Source organism: Paracidobacterium acidisoli (genome assembly GCF_003428625.2).
GTDB classification, from domain to species: domain Bacteria; phylum Acidobacteriota; class Terriglobia; order Terriglobales; family Acidobacteriaceae; genus Paracidobacterium; species Paracidobacterium acidisoli.
This window is the reverse complement of sequence record NZ_QVQT02000007.1, coordinates 125,140-141,685: the sequence shown is the minus strand read 5'-3', so window position 1 is coordinate 141,685 and position 16,546 is coordinate 125,140. Positions and strand designations below refer to the sequence as shown.

Sequence of the window (16,546 nt, the reverse complement as noted above, 5' to 3'; positions counted from 1 at the left end):
TTTCAATCCCACCGGAAGCGGCGCGCCGCGCAGGACGCCGCCGGAGCACGTATTGCAAAAGGCAGAGATTGGCATCATCGGGGGCAGCGGACTGTATTCCATGCCCGGACTGACCCAGGTGCGCGAAGAGCGCGTCACCACGCCATTCGGCGATCCCAGCGACGTATTCGTTCTGGGTGAGCTCGAAGGCCGAAAGGTAGCCTTTCTCGCCCGGCACGGCCGCGGCCATCGCCTGCTTCCCTCGGAGCTGAACTTCCGCGCCAACATTCATGCGATGAAGCAGCTTGGCGTGGAGCGGATTCTCTCCGTCTCCGCCGTCGGCTCGCTGAAGGAAGAGCACAAGCCGACCGACTTCGTGATTCCGGACCAGTTCATTGACCGCACCTTCCACCGCATCTCTACCTTCTTCGGCGAGGGCATCGTGGGCCATGTGGCCTTCGGCGATCCGGTGTGCGCAACGGTGGCGGAGGCCATCGCGCAGGGCTGCAGAGCGGAAGGCGTCATCGGCAAGTCCGGCGGCACCTATGTCTGCATGGAAGGCCCGCAGTTCTCGACCCGAGCGGAGTCGAACCTGTATCGCAGCTGGGGCGCCGACGTGATCGGGATGACCAATCTGCAGGAGGCGAAGCTGGCGCGCGAGGCCGAGATCTGCTACGCGACGATGGCCATGGTCACCGATTACGACTGCTGGCATGAAGGCCATGACGATGTGACCGTCGATCAGATTGTCGCTGTGCTGCACCAGAATGCGGCCAATGCGGCGAAGGTCGTAAAGGCAGCCGTGGCTGCCATGCCGAAGGAGCGTACATGCGCCTGTGCTTCGGCGCTGCAGCACGCCATCCTGACGCAGCGCGATGCGATTCCGGCGGCGACGCGGGAAAAGCTGCAGTTACTGATGGGGAAGTATCTGTAACGATTTTTCAGAAGTAAATTTTTGAAAACAGAGGCGCGAGGAGAGCGAATGTCGATTGTCGTGGTAGGCAGTGTTGCGTTCGATACGGTGGAGACGCCTTCGGGCCGCGTGGAGCGCTGTGTCGCGGGGGCAGCGACATATTTTTCGCTGGCGGCCAGCTACTTTACCCAGGTGCGCGTGATCGGCGTGGTCGGCGAGGATTTTCTCCCCGAGCACGAGGCAATTCTGACCCGGCGCGGTGTGGATACACGCGGACTGGATCACGTTTCCGGCAAGAGCTTCTTCTGGCAGGGCTCGTACATGAAGAACCTCAACGAGGCGCAGACGCTGGCGACGGAGCTGAACGTCTTTCAGAGCTTTACGCCGAAGATTCCCGCCGAGTATCGCGACAGCGAATATCTGTTCCTGGCCAATATCGATCCGGTGCTGCAGGAAGAGGTGCGGCGCAGCATGCCGGACGTGCGCATGGTGTGCGGCGACACAATGAATTACTGGATCACCGGCCATCGCGAGAATCTGGAGCGCGTGCTGAAGGGGCTGGATGCTCTGCTGATCAACGACGGCGAGGCGAAGCTGCTGGCCGGCGACGGCAACCTGATGCGCGCTGCGGCGAAGATTCTGGAGATGGGCCCGAAGAGCCTGGTGGTGAAGCATGGGGAGTACGGCGCGACGGCCTTCTTCAGCGAGCGGTCGTTCCCGGGCCTGGCGAAGAGCGACGCGCACGTGCTGACGGTGCCGTTTCGCGCGCCGGCGCTGCCGCTTTCCGAGGTGGTCGACCCCACGGGCGCGGGCGATTCCTTTGCCGGCGGATTCTTCGGCTATCTGGCGTCGCAGGGCGAGCTGACGCCGGCGGTCTTTAAGCGGGCGATGTTCTATGGCGGCGTGATGGGATCGTTTACCGTGGAGCGCTTTGGAACTGAGCGCCTGCAGCAGCTCGACCGGGATGAAATCGAGAAACGCTTTGCGCTCTTCCGCCAGCTCTCGCACCTTGACTGAAGCAGAGACGGAGCGGCGCGGGCTGCGTCATGAGACGCTGTTCGCGGCGATGCTCGCGACGCTGCTGTCTATGGCGGCGTTCGCGTACTGCTATCCGCGCGGCATGCTGCTGCTCTACGGCGATGCCGTGGCGCACATGCACATTGCGCGCCGGGTCGTCGATTCGCTGAACCCCGGCTTCCGGCAGCTTGGCTCGGTCTGGCTGCCGCTGCCGCATCTGCTGCTCATTCCCTTCGTGGCGCCGATGAGCTGGTGGCAGAGCGGAATGGCGGGTGCGATTCCCTCCATGATGTTCTATGTGCTGAGCGTGGCCGGGCTGTACCGGCTGGCGCGCTTCTGGCTGCCTCCTGCGGGCGGAGTGGTGGCGGCGCTGTTCTTCGGACTGAATCCGGGTCTGCTTTACATGCAGACGACGGCCATGACGGAGCCGTTGTTTCTGTGCGAGGTGATCTGGAGCGCCCTGCTGCTTACCGCGTGCCTGCGCGCTCTGTCATCGGGGAGGCATCGCCACGCCGCGCGGATGCTGATGGGCCTTGGCCTGGTGCTGCTCGCGGCGATCTTCACCCGCTACGACGGATGGGTTCTGACATTTCTTGAGTGGCTGATCGTGCTGCGCGGCGTATGGCGTGCGCGGGCATGGAAGTCGGAAGCGGGCGGGGCCTTTGTGCTGTTTACGGTGGCGATGGCGGCGGCTCCGCTGCTGTGGCTGATCTGGAACGCCAGGCAGTTCGGAGACCCGCTGGACTTTATGCGCGGGCCGTATTCGGCGAAGGCCATCGATGCGCGCACGACGAAGCCGGGCTCGCCGCATTATCCGGGCTGGCACAGCATGCCGGTGGCAGCGCTCTATTTTCTGAAGGCCGCCGAGCTGGGAGCGGTGCCGCTGCGATGGACCAATGTGCTGCTGTGGCTGACGCTGGGCGGAAGCGCGGCGGCTGTCTTTGGATGGCGCAAAAAATGCCTGTTGCCCGCGCTGCTGCTGTGGCTGCCTGTGCCGTTTTACGCCTATTCTGTCGCCTGGGGATCGGTGCCGATCTTTATTCCGCCGTGGTGGCCGCATTCCTGGTACAACACGCGCTACGGCATGGAGATGCTGCCCGGCTTTGCCCTGTTTCTGGGCTTTCTGGTGGTATGGGTAACGCGGCAGATGGAGCGGCGCTGGCCGTCTCTGGCTCCGCTGGCGCTGCTTGCGGCGGTGTGCCTTACGATCGTGGACTGCTCGGCGCTGATGCGCGCGCGGCCGCTGGTGCTGGCCGAAGCGGTGGCGAACTCGCGGACGCGCATTCCCTTTGAGCAGGCCTATGCACGGGCCCTGAACCAGCTTCCGCAGGAGGGCCGGATTCTGGCCTGGACCTCGGACCACGTGGGAGCTTATCAGCGCGCGGGCATTCCACTGAAGCGCACCATCAATGAGACGGATTATTATCAGTGGGCTCCGGCGCTGCGCGACCCGGCCAAAGCGGCCGGCTTTGTGATTGCCGAAGACGGAGACGCGGTCGCGAAGGCGGTGGCCGCGCACCCTGACGGGCTGAGCCTGCTCAACATAGTGTGTTCGACTGGTCAACCCTGCGTGCGCATTTACCGTTCAAATGCGACCGCCGCGGGTGATAGCATCACGCAAAAATGATCCTCGTATTCGATCAGGGCGCACATATGACCAGCTTCAACCAGCTGCAGCAGATGATTCTGACCAGCGACGTGGCCGGAAGGCTGCTGCTGGCGGCGCTGCTGGGAGGCGCAATCGGTATCGACCGGGAGTATCACCACAAGCCCTCGGGCGTGCGGACGAATCTGCTGATCTGTTTCGGCGCGGCGCTGTTCACCTTTCTGTCGACGGTGGTAGCCGGCGATACGAGCCCGAATAAAGCGCAGATCGCATCGAACATCGTGCAGGGCATCGGCTTTCTCGGCGCCGGGCTGATTCTGCACAACCGCGACCGGGTCAGCGGGCTGACCAGCGCGGCGACGGTGTGGGCTGTAGCTTCGATCGGCATGGCGTGCGGCGCGGGGTTGTATGTTCCCGCCATCTTTTCGACGGTGCTGGTGCTGGTGGTGCTGGAAGTGGTGGGCGTACTGGAGACCAAATCGAACCTGAAGTTTTATTCCGTGGTGTATGAGACGCGCGGCCGCGATGCGGAGAAGATGACGCTGGCGATTCTGCGCGCGATGGACAGGGAGAACCGGCAGCTCTCGAGCGTGGACCATGATTCGATCGGGGAGCTGGAGCGCGTCTCGTTTACGGTGGCCACCACGCATCGCGGGCATCGGCGCATGCTTGAGTCGCTGAAGGCTTCGCCCATCATCGATGAAGTTCATATTTTTCGTGATCCGGAGGATGAATGACGCGCTTTGTGAAGGCGCATGCGTGCGGTAACGATTTTCTGGTGGTGGAAGGAAAGTGCGATCCTGAGCTGGCAAAGAAGCTGTGCGCGCGCAATACAGGAGTAGGCGCCGACGGCGTGGAGTTCCTGGAGTGGACGGGCAGTCTGAGCGGGACGATCCGGCTGGCCAACGCCGATGGCTCGATTGCGGAGATCTCCGGCAACGGAACCCGCTGCGTGGCCGCGTGGATGGCGCACCAGGCAAATGCCGCACCGGGCGATGTGGTGACGCTCGAAACCGATGCGGGCGTTCGCGCATGCCGCATGGTGAGCACCGCGGAGAGCCATTACGAGATCGCCGCCGGGATGGGCGTTCCCGTCGTGCATGCGGAAAAAGTGACGCTGGCGGACGGAACCGTTGTCGAGGGAACGGTGGTTTCGATGGGGAATCCGCACTTCGTCATTCTGGTTGAGGGAGAAGAGTTTCAGGCGCACGGAAGAAGCTGGCAGGCGCTGGGGCAGGAGATCTGCTTCCATCTACAGTTTCCGCAGCAGACGAATGTGGAATTTGTGCGCATCCTCGATACAAAAGAGATCGCAATCCGGATCTTCGAGCGCGGCGTGGGACCGACAACCTCCTCCGGCACCGGAACCTGTGCCTGCGCGGCGACGGTGATTGCTCGTTACGGTGGTGCGCCGCATCTGCTGGTGGATGCGCCAGGAGGCAGACAGCACGTGGAGTGGGCGGGCGAGGGCAGAGAGATGACGCTGACCGGTCCGGCTGATCTGATTGCGACGGGCGAGGCTTTTGGTGGGTAAGGTCTCGCTTCTCAGGCCTCCGGCCATACAGTCCGGAGCAAAGATCGCCGTTGTTTCCCCGGCGAGCAGCGCAAAGGCGGAGCGCATTACACGTGGCATCGAGCGGCTGCGCGAGCTGGGCTACGAGGTAGCGGCATCTCCGCACGCGTACGGGAGGCAGGCTCCCTACTTTGCCGGAACGCCTGAGGAGCGGATCGAGGATCTGCACACGGCCTTTCGCGATCCGGAGATTGCGGCGATATTTTGTACGCGTGGCGGTTACGGATCGAATTATCTGCTGGAAGACCTGGACCTCGATCTGATCCGGAGCCATCCGAAGCCATTTTTTGCGTACAGCGACCTGACAACGGTACAGACCTGGCTGCTGGATCAGGCGGGGCTGGTGGCTTTTCATGGGCCGATGGTCGCAGCGGATTTCGCGGTGGAGAACGGCGTCGACCAGAGCAGCTTTGCCGCTGCCTGCAATGGCGGACAGGTGGAAGCCGGGCCGCAGCAGGGGCTTCGTATTCTGAGGCCAGGACGGGCGCGCGGGGTGATGTATGGCGGATGCCTGAGCATCCTGACTGCCGCGCTGGGCACGCATTTTACGCCACAAACGGAGGGAAAGCTGCTCTTTCTCGAAGATGTGGGAACGAAGCCGTATCAGATCGACAGAATGCTGCGGCAGATGGTGCTGGCGGGTAAATTCGACGGCGTGAGCGGCTTTATCTTTGGCGAGATGCTGGACTGCGTTTCGCCGGGAGCGCATCCGGACCTGGTGGAACAGGTGATTCTGCGCGTGCTGGACTGGTTCGATGGACCGATTGCGATTGGGCTGCGATCAGGACATGTCTCAGGCGGGAATGTCACGCTGCCCATGGGCATCGAGGCGGAGCTGATGCTGGAAGATCAGCCGTCCCTGCACTATGCGGAGGCAGCGGTCCGGACTGGATGACGGCGTATTGGATTTGAAGAGCATGGAGAAGACGAAGCACATTCATCTGATCGGCATCTGCGGTACGGCGATGGCTTCGCTCGCCGGGCTGCTGCAGAGCAAAGGGCATCGCGTCACGGGATCGGACCGCGCCGCGTATCCGCCCATGTCCGATTTACTGCGCAGCCTGGGTATTCCGGTTGCGGAGCCTTTTTCCGCGGAGAATCTGCAGCCCTGTCCCGACCTGGTGATCGTGGGCAATGCGATTTCGCGCGGCAATGTGGAGCTCGAAGAGGTACTCGACCGGAGGATTGCGTTTACCTCGCTGGCGCAGGTGATGCACGAGGAGTTCATCCGAGATCACGAGTCGCTGGTGGTGGCGGGAACGCATGGCAAAACCACCACGACCAGCCTGCTGGCCTGGATCTATGAGGTCGCTTCGCGTCGGCAGCCGGAGCTTGCGCCGTCGTTTCTGATCGGCGGAGTAGCGGAGAATTTCGGCACCAGCTTTCAGCTGCGCGAGGGCAGGCCGTTCCTCATTGAAGGCGATGAGTATGACACGGCATTCTTCGACAAGGGCCCGAAGTTCATGCATTACTTCCCCGATGCGATGATTCTGACGCATGTGGAGTTCGATCATGCGGATATTTACCGCGATCTCGACGCGGTGAAGACGGCGTTCAGGCGGCTGGTAAATCTGGTGCCGCGGCGGGGACGCGTGGTGGCCTTCGATGGCGCGCCGCATGTATCAGAGTGTGTGGCCAGGTCATTTTGTAACGTCGAGCGTTACGGATTCGCGCCGGAGTCGATGTGGCGCATGACGGAGCTGCGGCATCAGGATGGACAGACGCGATGGAAGGTGCTGCGGAGCGGCGAGGCGTGGGCAGAATTCTCGCTGGGGATGGCCGGAGAGCACAATGCGCTGAATGCGACGGCCGCTGCGGCACTCGCCGCCGGGCAGGGCGTGCCGCTCGATGCCATCGTCGAGGCGCTGGCCACCTTTCGGAGCGTGAAACGGCGTCTGGAAGTGCGTGCGGTGGTGGATGGCGTGACCATCATCGACGACTTTGCGCATCATCCCACGGCGATTCGCGAGACTCTGCGGGCGCTGCGCTCGGCGTATCCGCAGGCGCGGCTCTGGGCGGTGCTCGAGCCGCGCTCGAATACGCTGCGGCGGAATGTTTTTGAGAAAGAGCTGGTGGAGAGCCTGATGCTGGCCGATCGCGTGGTGATGGCCGCGGTCTATCAGAGCGAAAATATTCCGGAAGGAGAAAGGCTGCATCCGGAGCAGATTGTCGAGGCATTGCAGGCGGCGGGCCGTCCGGCGGAGCTGCTTGCCGATGCCGATGCGATCGTGAAGAAAGTGGCTCCGCAGGCTGAGCCCGGCGATGTGATCGCGATTCTCTCCAACGGGGGCTTCGACGGAATCTATCAGAAGCTGCCCAGAGCGCTCGAAGAGCGGACCGCCGGCGTGAGCGGTCCGGCGCGGAGGGGCTGATCGTGTTCGCTTCGCTGAAGCTGCTGCTGGTCTATGTCGTGCTCGCGATTCCCGCAGCGGCGGTGGGCATTCCGATCACACTGGTGAGCGGCGACATTACCATGCTGTACGGCTGGGCGATGTGGATCCTGCACGCCGGGCTGAAGTTTGCCGGGATTCAGATTGTGGCCACCCGGCGCGAGCCTCTCGATCCGGCACAGCGATATATTTATCTCGCGAATCATATCTCGAATCTCGACCCGCCGGTTCTGCTGCCGCTGGTGCCGGGGCGGCTTTCGGTCTTCATCAAGCGCTCGCTGCTCAGAATTCCCGTGATCGGCTACGGGATGAAGCTGGGTGACTTTATCCCTGTAGACCGCGACGGGCGGCTGGAGAGCGCGAAGGAAAGCGTGGAGAAGGCGGTGCGCGTTCTCGAGTCCGGCGTGAATATTCTCTCCTTTGTCGAGGGAACGCGCTCACGCGACGGACGGCTGCAGGCCTTCAAAAAGGGGCCGTTCTATCTGGCGATGGAGACAGGCGCCCCGGTGGTTCCGGTGTCGATCTACGGTACGGAGAGCATGATGCGCAAGGGAAGCGTGAAGATCAGACCGGGTAAGGCGCATGTCGTCTTTCACCCCGCGCTCTGGCCGCAGGACTTCGCGGACCGGGATGCTCTGATGGCTGCGGTGCGTGAGGCGATTGCTTCGGGTCTGCCGGAGTGGATGCGGGCCTGAGACGAGTCTGCGTTCAGGTTTCCTTGTCTTACTTGACGATCGCGTTGTAGCCGTCGGCGAGAAGCCTTGTCCGCATGGCCCGGGCCTCGTCGCGTGAGGCGAAGGGACCAATCTGCACATGGAGCAGCTTGTCCTGCGGCTCGCTGTGCGCGGTCGCGCTGTAGCCTCTGCGCCGCAGCGCGGAGATCAGCACGTCAGCATCTTCCTGATGGCTGACGGCGGCGATCTGCACCATGATGGGCGACGAAGGGCCGGCCGATGAAGGTACGGCAGTGGATGCCACGGCCGGCCGTGGCATAGCCTGGGTCTGCGCCGGCGCGGTGGTGCGGGTCAGCACTGCCGGGGGCGTCGAAGCGGTTTCGGCAGCAGGCGTGGGAGCAGGCTCCGACGGGGTGGCTGCCGATGTGGTCTGTGCCGCCGCATCCGATCCGGTTGGGACGGTCACGCTGGAGCTGTCTCCCGCGGAAGGCGAGGCGGAGGAGTCCGCAGAGGTCTGCGGTAGCGAGGAGCCCTGGTCGGCAGAGGGCTTGGGTGCATGGTTTGCGCTGGCTGTGGTGGCGTCTGTCGAGGGCGTGGCTGCGCTTTGTGCATGAGAGCCGTTGCCGCGGCCCAGAGAATAACCGAGTCCGAAGAAGATACCGCAGATCAGCACAAGTCCGAAGAAGATGCCGAGCAGCGAAGTCATTCCCAGGGTGATTTCTGTGTCGGTTTGCTGTTCTTCCCGATCGAGGGTGCTTTTCATGGCGATGCCTCCGCTGATGCTAACCCGCTACTTCTGCTCCGGTGGCGGAGCCGGCTGCGCGGCTGGCACAATCTTTCCCAGAAGCGAGAGGAGCTCCAGGGGAAGAGGAAAGACAATGGTCGTGTTTTTCTCGACGCCGATATCGATCAGGGTCTGCAGGTACTTGAGCTGTAAGGTGATAGGCTGCTGGGCGAGCAGGTTTGAAGCCTCGACCAGACGCTCGGCGGCGGCGAATTCGCCCTCGGCATTGATAATCTTTGAACGCTTCTCGCGCTCGGCTTCGGCCTGACGGGCCATGGCGCGCAGCATCTGCTCCGGCAGGTCGACCTGCTTGACCTCTACGCTGACCACCTTTACGCCCCAGGGCTCGGTGCGCTGGTCGATGATGCTCTGAATGCGCTGGTTGAGGGCGTCGCGGTGCGAAAGCAGCCCGTCGAGCTCCACCTCGCCCAGCACCGAGCGCAGCGTGGTCTGCGCAAACTGCGAGGTCTGATAGACATAGTTCGAGACCTCGATGACGGCCTTTGCCGGGTCCAGCACGCGCAGCGTGATCACCGCGTTCACCTTGATGGTGACATTGTCGCGGGTGATGACGTCCTGCGGGGGAACTTCCATCACTTCCTGACGCAGCGAGACGCGGACCATCTGATCGAAGGGACGGAAAACAAGAATGATGCCGGGGCCTTTGGGCTGCGGCAGAGCGCGCCCGAGGCGAAAGATCACGCCGCGCTCATATTCGCGCAGGATCTTGATCGAATTGAACAGATAGAGAAGAACAACGAGGACGACGATCAAGACAGGAATGCTGGACATAAAGCCTCACCGGCTGCGATTGTATCTCATTGAAGAGACCGGAAATGAGTTAAACCGTTGAAGAAACGGCATCGGGAATCCGCTCGACCAACAGCGTCAGACCGTTTACGGCGCGGACGCGGACGTGTTCTCCAGGGGCGACAGGCGTAGCGGATTCGGCAAACCAGAGCTCCCCGTGGACGAGGATCTGGCCGCGCGGCGCAAGAGCCTCCTGGGCGATGCCGATGCCGCCGATGAGCGCATCCGGCCCGGTCAGCACTTTATTGTTGCGAGCGCGCACGGCAAGGCGCACGAGGAATGTCGTGATGAAGCCGAAGGCGACGCCGGTGGCGATGGCGGTAGAGACGTGCACGCGCAGCTCCGGAATGGGCGCATCGACCAGCGTGAGGGTACCCAGCACCAGGGCGATGATGCCGACTCCGGCCAGTATGCCATGACTGGGCACTTTTGCTTCCAGAATCATGAGGGCAAAGGCTCCGAGGATGAGCACCATCGAGGTGTAATGCACAGGCAGCAGGTTGAGCGCGAAGAGAGCGAGCAGCAGCAGCAGGGTGCCGAGCGCGCCGGGAATGATGGTGCCGGGCGCATTGAACTCGAGGTAGATCAGCAGGCCGCCGACGACGAGGATCAGAACAGCCAGGTTCGGGTCCATCAGGCGGTCGAGGATCTGCTCGCGCAGAGACGGAGTGACCGGGGTCAGGATCGCATCGCGCGTATGAAGAACCTGCGTGCGCCCGTCGAAGCGGGTGATGGTGCGGCCGTCGATCGCATTGAGCAGAGCATGTTCGTCAGGCGCGATCGTGTCGAGGAGATGAAGCTGCAGGGCCTCGCGCTCGGTGTACGACTTCGAGTTAAGCACGGCATCCTGGGCCGCGTCGACATTGCGCCCGCGGCGCGAGACGAAGGAGCGGAGAAAGGCGGTCGTGTCGTTCTCCAGCTTCTGCTTCATGATGGGGTCGAGCTTTGCGCCTTCGATGACCGGGTGCGACGCGCCCGCGTTGGTTCCGGGAGCCATGGCGGCGATGTCGGCCGCTTCGAGCAGAAAGAAGCCCGCCGAGCCGGCGCGGCTGCCGGAGGGCGCGACGTACACAATGACCGGCACAGGCGAGGCGAGAATCTTTGAGACCATCTCGCGCGTGGAGTCGAGCAGGCCGCCGGGCGTGTTCAGCGTGACGAGCAGCGCATCGGCGCGGGTATCGGCCGCACGCGCAATACCTCGGCTCAGATAATCCTCGCTGATCGGCTGGATGGTGTCGTCGAGATGCAGCACGACAACGCGCGGGGTTGACGCGGCGAGGCCCGATGGACTAAGCAGAGACGCGAAGGCCAGAAAAACAGCCGCGGCCAGGGCGGCCGTCGCCGGCGTTCTGAAGCGAGACAGCCACCTCCGGAGGCAGATCATGGCACCTGCTGTCCACGCGCTTCGAGCGCCTGTTTCATGCCGCGGGCGGCAGGGCTGGCCGGATCGACCTTCAGCGCATCGCTGACCTCGCCGGCGGCGGCGAGTAGCTGATTGCCGGCGAGATCGAGGCGCGCCAGAACCAGATGCGCGTCGGCGTTGGGCGCAAGGTGCAGAGACTTCTGCGCCTCGTCACGCGCGGCAGCCTGATCGCCGCTGCGCTCGCGCACGGCGGCAAGGCCGGCATGCGCGGCGGCCGAGGAGGGGTCGGCGCTCAGAGCCGACTGATATTCGTGCTCGGCCTCAAGCACCAGGCCGCGCTGAAAGAACTGATCGCCGTCTTTGACCAGAGCGGCAGCGCGCTGCGCCGGAGGCATCGAGGCAAGCCGCATCTTCTGCACCTGCTCCATTTCAAAGGCGGCCTGACGGAAGCCGGCTTCGTTATAGGTGCGGCGGATGCGCTCAAGCGGTCCTTCGGTATCGGTGATGGCGTGGCCTGGGTCGGGGTTGGGTTTCACCGCGCCCGGATTCTGCAGTGTGTTCAGGTAAGACTGCGCCTCCGCATCCTGCGGGCGAAGCTTCAGGGTCTGCTGCAGCTCGGCGACGGCCTCCGGAGTCTTCCCGCTGTGCGCGAGAGAGACAGCCAGATTGAAATGATAATCGGGCTCTTTGGGATCGGCGGCAATGGCTTCGCGAAAGAGGGCCGCAGCATCCTTGCCGCGGCGGCTGGCGGCGACGCCCTGGTTATTCACGACCTCAGGCAGCGGGAGCCGCGTGCTGACGAAGGCGAAGGCATCCTCGGCCTTCATGTAATTGCCGGTATAGAAGAAGGCAAGGCCGCGGTAGAAATCCGCTTCGAGAGCGTAGGTGTAGTCCGTGGGCAGGTGGCCGAAGGTGGCGGCCGCCTCATCGTAATCCTGATTGGCGAAGTATCGCCGGCCCAGCGCCAGCCATGCGGGCGGAAAGTTGGGATCGATGCGGATGGACTCGCGCAGATGCCGAATGCCTTCGTCGGGCTGATCTTCCACGACGCCGCGAATGTAATTCTCAAAGGCGCTGACGGGCAGATGTCCGTCGGCGGCGAGAAAGGTCTGCTCGGCGACGGCATAGGTGGGGTCGAACTGACGGGCCACCTCCCAGGCGAGCTTGTTGGCCGTATCGAGCAGATCTTCGAGCTTCGACTGCTCCTGAATATTGTTGCCGAGGTGCAGCGCCGTCACGTCCAGAATGCGGGTCTCGGCGGTGAGCTGGTCGCCGGTAACGGTGTAGTCTCCGAAGACGATGTAATCGGCGTCGAGCATCTGCGCGATGCGGATCGCCGTGGCGTGCGAAGGATGCAGATTGAGCGGCAGGCCGAGATGATCGAAGGCATAGAGGCGGTCGGCGCGGATGATGGGCAGAAAGCCCGCCGAAGCCAGCCGGCGATTGAAGATGTCGGGAAATGCCTCCTCCATCCAGTCAAGGCTCGCCTGGCCGCTGTGATTCTCGAAGGGCAGCACCAGGATCAGACGTCCGTGGGTGGCCGCTTCGCTCTCTGAGCTCGCGGGAGCCTGCGGCACGCTCTCCGATGCCTGCTGTGCCGGCAGAGAAAGAGCGAAGACAATCAGGACAAAAACGGAAAAGAGACGGGATAGAAAGGAAAGCCGCACGACAGAGTGATTATAAGTGGGTGGCAGTTATTCGAGCGGCCACCGGGCTACCTGCGGCCGGTCGAAGTGAAGAACGGCGGCCCACTGCCCCTTGCTGTCCATGCTCCAGACGACCTGCCCGTCGAGCAGACGGGCGATGGTCCGCGGCGGAAGATCGCGGTGAAAATCGAAGAAGCGTGTGTCGAGAGCCTCGTTGCGGCGTCCCAGGCTGAGCAGGAGCCGGGGCGGGTCGTACTTGGTGGAGAAGATAAGGCCGACGGTATACGGCTGGTCGAGCGACGCGGCGCGATGAATCTGCGGCAGCGAGAAATTGTCGATGGCGGTCACGGGCACCGGCCGCGAGACGTAGCCCAGCTCCGGCTTCTGCAGCTCGTCGGTGGCTGGCCACGCGGTCAGCACGGTCGCCCCGGGATAGTGCGCGAGAATCTGCGCAATGGCCTTCTGCTGCAGCCGGATCACGGTTACGTATTCGAGGTTGTCTTCCGGCGCGAAGCGGTAAGGCGGGTTGACGAAGAGGCCGATGATGAATCCTGCTGTGCTGAGGGCAACGAGCGCCGACCAGTCCCGCAGACGGCGGTGAAAGGTATTGACGCAGAGAAGCAGCACCAGAGGATAGAGCGGAAGCAGATAGCGCGTGAGCAGCGCCCCTCCGAGCACGGAGAAGAGAAGCAGGTTGGCGAGGATCACGACATAAAAGATCGCCTGATCTTCGAAGGAGATCCGTCTGCGCTCGGTGCCGTCGTCTTCTGTGGCCGGCGGAAGCAGCATGCAGCCCAGCGTCAGCAGCACCGGCACAAAGAGATTCATGTGCAGGGTCACGTGCATCACGCGATGCGCGAAGGCCAGCAGCACGCGCAGGGGTGTCAGCGTTTGGGTGGCGTTGTAGCGCAGAAATTCAGGGTTCCCGAAGATATAGCCGGTGCGGTGCCAGTGATAGAAGTACCAGAGTGCCAGCGGAATGACCGGCAGGCAGAGCAGCGCGGCGGCGCGCAGAGGCTCTCTCTTCTGCGGTGAGCGCAGCGCCAGCCGGAGCTGCCACAGCGCGAGCGCCAGCGGAGTAACGATGGCCGTCTCCTTGGCCAGCGCCGCAAGGGCAAAGCAGAGCGCTGCCGGCCAGAGCTTTCTCTGCAGCAGAAAGGCCAGCGCCCAAAGTGTCGCGGCGGTGGCGAACATATCCGCATGCGCGAGCGAGCTCTGCGCGAAGAAGACCGGATAGATCGCGGTGAGAGCCACGGTTACCGCGGCAACCGACTGTCTGCCGGTTACGGTGAGCGCCAGCTTCCACACCGCGGTCAGCGCGACGGCGGAGACCAGGCACATGGTTGTGCGCGTGACCAGCGGCGAGAAAGAGAAGAGCTTCCATGCAAGGGCGAGGCACAGGGAGGGAAGCGGCGGATGGGCATTTGAAAGCGTCGAAAAGGGGATCAGCGAGCCGGTCCGGAAGAAGTCCCAGGCTGCCGGAATGTAGTATCCGGCCTCGTCCCAGTAATAAGGAAGGCGCAGCAGCGACAGGTGCGCGACCAGCACCGCAATAAAGATCAGCGGGAAAATCAGCGCCCAAAACAGCCCGGAGGGAATCGGCCGCGAAGATCTTCCGGTGCCGGTCACGCGTCAGTGCACCGGGCCGTGAGGTGCGGGAACAGGCTGCGGCTCAAGCGAGATCGGGCCGAAGGTCTGCTCATACTGCGCCAGGTTCTGTCCCAGCATGTTCCACAGCGCCTTGGCCTGCTGCGGGCTGATATAGACGCCGTGGCCATTTTCAATCGTCACCTGATCGGGCATCTCCTGGCGAATGAGTCCGAAGGCAAAAAAGAAATCCCACATGCTCATGCGAATCTGCACGCTGTTGGCATAGGTTTCCCGGTAATCGGACGATTTGGTGAGATTCAGCTTCGGTTGCGGATGCGAGGCATTCATGGTTTTCACCAGAGTACCGCAGCAGCAGGCCGCGAGGCGCGGCGCCATTCGAATTCGGCGATAAAGCTGTGGAGAGACCGCCGAAGCGCCCTGTCATCTGGTGCGAAAGGGGGGACTTGAACCCCCACGGGTTGCCCCGCCAGATCCTAAGTCTGGTGCGTCTGCCAATTTCGCCACTTTCGCACATGATCCATGGCTGGGATCATTTTATGCCACCGGCGTGCTCGTGCAGAGTATGGATCGAATACGTGCCAGTGAGGCCGCGCCATCGCGGAATCGGCTGCGAACCGGCGCTTCGCTGTGCCCCAGGCGGCGCTTCGCCCTATTTCAAACGGCGCTTCGCTATGATGAAAGGAATTTGGGTGCCGGCGAACGGCGATGGACAGAGGGGAAAAGCGGGTGAAATCGGAACTTCCCGGCGCAGGTCGAATACTTTTCCCGGGGATTGCCCTGTATGCCGCCGGCGTGCTGGCCGGAGGAGTGGCAGGCAGCCTGTCGACTCCACTGGGCCGGGTGGGAATCGCGATCCGCGTGGCCGGGCTGCTGCTGCTGGCCTGGGGCGCCATACGCAGGCGGTCGCTGACGATATGGATCTTCTGGGCGATGCTGGCCGGGATCGAGCTCGGGCTCGATGCGCCGCGTCTCGCAATACAGCTTCGCGTCCTCAGTGACATCTTCCTGCGCCTGATCCGGGTCATCGTCGGCCCGCTGATTCTGGGAACGCTGATCACCGGGATTGCCGGGCACGGCGATCTGCGCGCGGTCGGCCGCCTCGGACTCAAATCCCTGATCTATTTTGAAGTCCTGACGACGATCGCGCTGGCGATCGGTCTCGTCGCGATCGATGTCTCGAAGGTGGGAACGCATCTGCATGCAGGAAGTGCTTCGACTGCTGCTGCGAGCGCGCTTCCCGGCGGAAGCGGGCTGGCTGAAGCGCATCCGGCGCAGGCTCCGCAACAGATTTCCTGGCAGGAGTTCCTGATTCACGTCTTTCCCGAGAGCATCGCGAAATCGATGGCCGACAATCAGATTCTGCAGGTGGCGGTCTTCGCCATCCTCTTCGGTCTGGCGCTGGCGCGGCTCAATGAGGAGCGGCGCGCTCCGATGATGCGGCTGGCGGAATCGCTGACCGAGACGATGTTCGCCTTCACCAATCTGGTGATGTATTTTGCGCCCTTCGGCGTGGGAGCGGCGCTGGCCTATACGGTGGCGCAGTCGGGGCTGGGCGTGATGCTGAGCCTGGGCCGTCTGCTGCTGCTGCTCTATATCGCGCTCATTGCCTTTGCTCTGCTGGCGATGCTGCCGGCCGCGCTGATCGCGCGCATCCCGGTGCGGGAGTTTCTGCGCGCCGTTGCGGAGCCGGCGACGATTGCCTTCGCCACCAGCACGTCGGAGGCAGCACTGCCGCGGTCGATGGAGGTGATGGAGGCCTTCGGCGTTCCGCGCCGCATCGTCGCCTTTGTGATTCCGACCGGATACAGCTTCAACCTCGCGGGCTCGGCGCTTTACCTGTCGCTGGCATCGGTCTTCGTGGCGCAGGCCGCGGGGTTCCGGATGGAACTCCGCACGCAGATCGTGATGCTGGGAACGCTGATGCTGATGAGCAAAGGCCTGGCAGGCGTGCCGCGGGCAGGGCTGGTGGTGCTGATGGCGATGTCTTCGATCTTCGGCTTGCCGGAGGGTCCGATCTTCGTGGTCCTGGGCATCGACGCGCTGATGGACATGGGACGGACGACGGTGAATGTGGTGGGGAATTGTCTGGCTGCGGCAGTCGTAGCCCGGTGGGAGGGTGAGTTCCGCAGCGAAGCTCCGTCAGAGCAGGTGCTGGCCGCTGTCGAAGACTGAGTGCGCGA

15 protein-coding genes and 1 tRNA gene are annotated in these 16,546 nt (G+C 63.1%); 9 read left to right on the top strand and 7 right to left on the bottom strand.

The window, feature by feature from the left end:
- The first annotated feature begins 52 nt into the window (after positions 1-52).
- From D0Y96_RS18585 to D0Y96_RS18550, 8 genes are read left to right on the top strand one after another with little or no spacing between them, the layout of a single operon-like run.
- Complete coding sequence (locus tag D0Y96_RS18585; RefSeq protein WP_117303018.1) at positions 53-913, top strand: S-methyl-5'-thioadenosine phosphorylase; 861 nt, start codon at positions 53-55, stop codon at positions 911-913.
- 48 nt (positions 914-961) lie between these two features.
- Positions 962-1,909 (top strand): PfkB family carbohydrate kinase, encoded by a 948-nt coding sequence (locus D0Y96_RS18580; RefSeq protein WP_117303017.1) that lies wholly within the window; start codon positions 962-964, stop codon positions 1,907-1,909.
- Positions 1,902-3,536, top strand: a complete 1,635-nt coding sequence (locus D0Y96_RS18575; protein WP_252263936.1) for a hypothetical protein — start codon at positions 1,902-1,904, stop codon at positions 3,534-3,536. The genes D0Y96_RS18580 and D0Y96_RS18575 overlap by 8 nt, the downstream gene beginning before the upstream one ends.
- Positions 3,533-4,252: an MgtC/SapB family protein gene (locus D0Y96_RS18570; RefSeq protein WP_117303013.1), complete on the top strand. Its 720-nt coding sequence runs from the start codon at positions 3,533-3,535 to the stop codon at positions 4,250-4,252. Before D0Y96_RS18575 ends, D0Y96_RS18570 begins: the two co-directional genes overlap by 4 nt.
- The gene (dapF, locus tag D0Y96_RS18565; protein ID WP_117303010.1) at positions 4,249-5,049 is read left to right on the top strand and encodes a diaminopimelate epimerase; all 801 of its coding nucleotides are present in this window, start codon (positions 4,249-4,251) and stop codon (positions 5,047-5,049) included. Before D0Y96_RS18570 ends, dapF begins: the two co-directional genes overlap by 4 nt.
- Entirely contained in the window at positions 5,042-5,983 is a 942-nt protein-coding gene (locus D0Y96_RS18560) for a S66 peptidase family protein (RefSeq protein ID WP_350449122.1), read from the top strand. Before dapF ends, D0Y96_RS18560 begins: the two co-directional genes overlap by 8 nt.
- A 22-nt stretch (positions 5,984-6,005) precedes the next feature.
- The gene (gene mpl / locus D0Y96_RS18555) at positions 6,006-7,460 is read left to right on the top strand and encodes a UDP-N-acetylmuramate:L-alanyl-gamma-D-glutamyl-meso-diaminopimelate ligase (protein ID WP_117303005.1); all 1,455 of its coding nucleotides are present in this window, start codon (positions 6,006-6,008) and stop codon (positions 7,458-7,460) included.
- A 2-nt stretch (positions 7,461-7,462) separates the two neighbouring features.
- Positions 7,463-8,173 (top strand): lysophospholipid acyltransferase family protein, encoded by a 711-nt coding sequence (locus tag D0Y96_RS18550; RefSeq protein ID WP_117303003.1) that lies wholly within the window; start codon positions 7,463-7,465, stop codon positions 8,171-8,173.
- A gap of 28 nt (positions 8,174-8,201) precedes the next feature.
- Here D0Y96_RS18550 and D0Y96_RS18545 read toward each other — a convergent pair whose 3' ends face one another.
- The 7 genes from D0Y96_RS18545 to D0Y96_RS18515 form a co-directional block, all read right to left on the bottom strand.
- Positions 8,202-8,915: an SPOR domain-containing protein gene (locus tag D0Y96_RS18545; protein ID WP_117303001.1), complete on the bottom strand. Its 714-nt coding sequence runs from the start codon at positions 8,913-8,915 to the stop codon at positions 8,202-8,204.
- Positions 8,916-8,942: 27 nt separating this feature from the next.
- Positions 8,943-9,728 carry a slipin family protein gene (locus D0Y96_RS18540; RefSeq protein ID WP_117302999.1) on the bottom strand — a complete coding sequence of 262 codons (786 nt, stop codon included), beginning with the start codon at positions 9,726-9,728 and terminating at the stop codon, positions 8,943-8,945.
- Positions 9,729-9,777: 49 nt separating this feature from the next.
- Positions 9,778-11,130, bottom strand: coding sequence for an NfeD family protein (locus tag D0Y96_RS18535; protein ID WP_117302997.1), 1,353 nt, complete (start codon positions 11,128-11,130; stop codon positions 9,778-9,780).
- Positions 11,127-12,776 carry a tetratricopeptide repeat protein gene (locus tag D0Y96_RS18530; RefSeq protein ID WP_350449121.1) on the bottom strand — a complete coding sequence of 550 codons (1,650 nt, stop codon included), beginning with the start codon at positions 12,774-12,776 and terminating at the stop codon, positions 11,127-11,129. Before D0Y96_RS18530 ends, D0Y96_RS18535 begins: the two co-directional genes overlap by 4 nt.
- Before the next feature lie 27 nt (positions 12,777-12,803).
- Positions 12,804-14,384, bottom strand: a complete 1,581-nt coding sequence (locus D0Y96_RS18525; RefSeq protein WP_350449120.1) for a glycosyltransferase family 39 protein — start codon at positions 14,382-14,384, stop codon at positions 12,804-12,806.
- A gap of 3 nt (positions 14,385-14,387) precedes the next feature.
- Positions 14,388-14,741, bottom strand: a complete 354-nt coding sequence (locus D0Y96_RS18520) for a DUF3467 domain-containing protein (RefSeq protein WP_252263935.1) — start codon at positions 14,739-14,741, stop codon at positions 14,388-14,390.
- A 50-nt stretch (positions 14,742-14,791) separates the two neighbouring features.
- A tRNA-Leu gene (locus D0Y96_RS18515) sits at positions 14,792-14,876 on the bottom strand.
- Positions 14,877-15,092: 216 nt separating this feature from the next.
- On the opposite strand from D0Y96_RS18515, the gene D0Y96_RS18510 reads away from it, so the two are divergent.
- Positions 15,093-16,538 carry a dicarboxylate/amino acid:cation symporter gene (locus tag D0Y96_RS18510; protein ID WP_350449119.1) on the top strand — a complete coding sequence of 482 codons (1,446 nt, stop codon included), beginning with the start codon at positions 15,093-15,095 and terminating at the stop codon, positions 16,536-16,538.
- Positions 16,539-16,546: the final 8 nt, after the last annotated feature.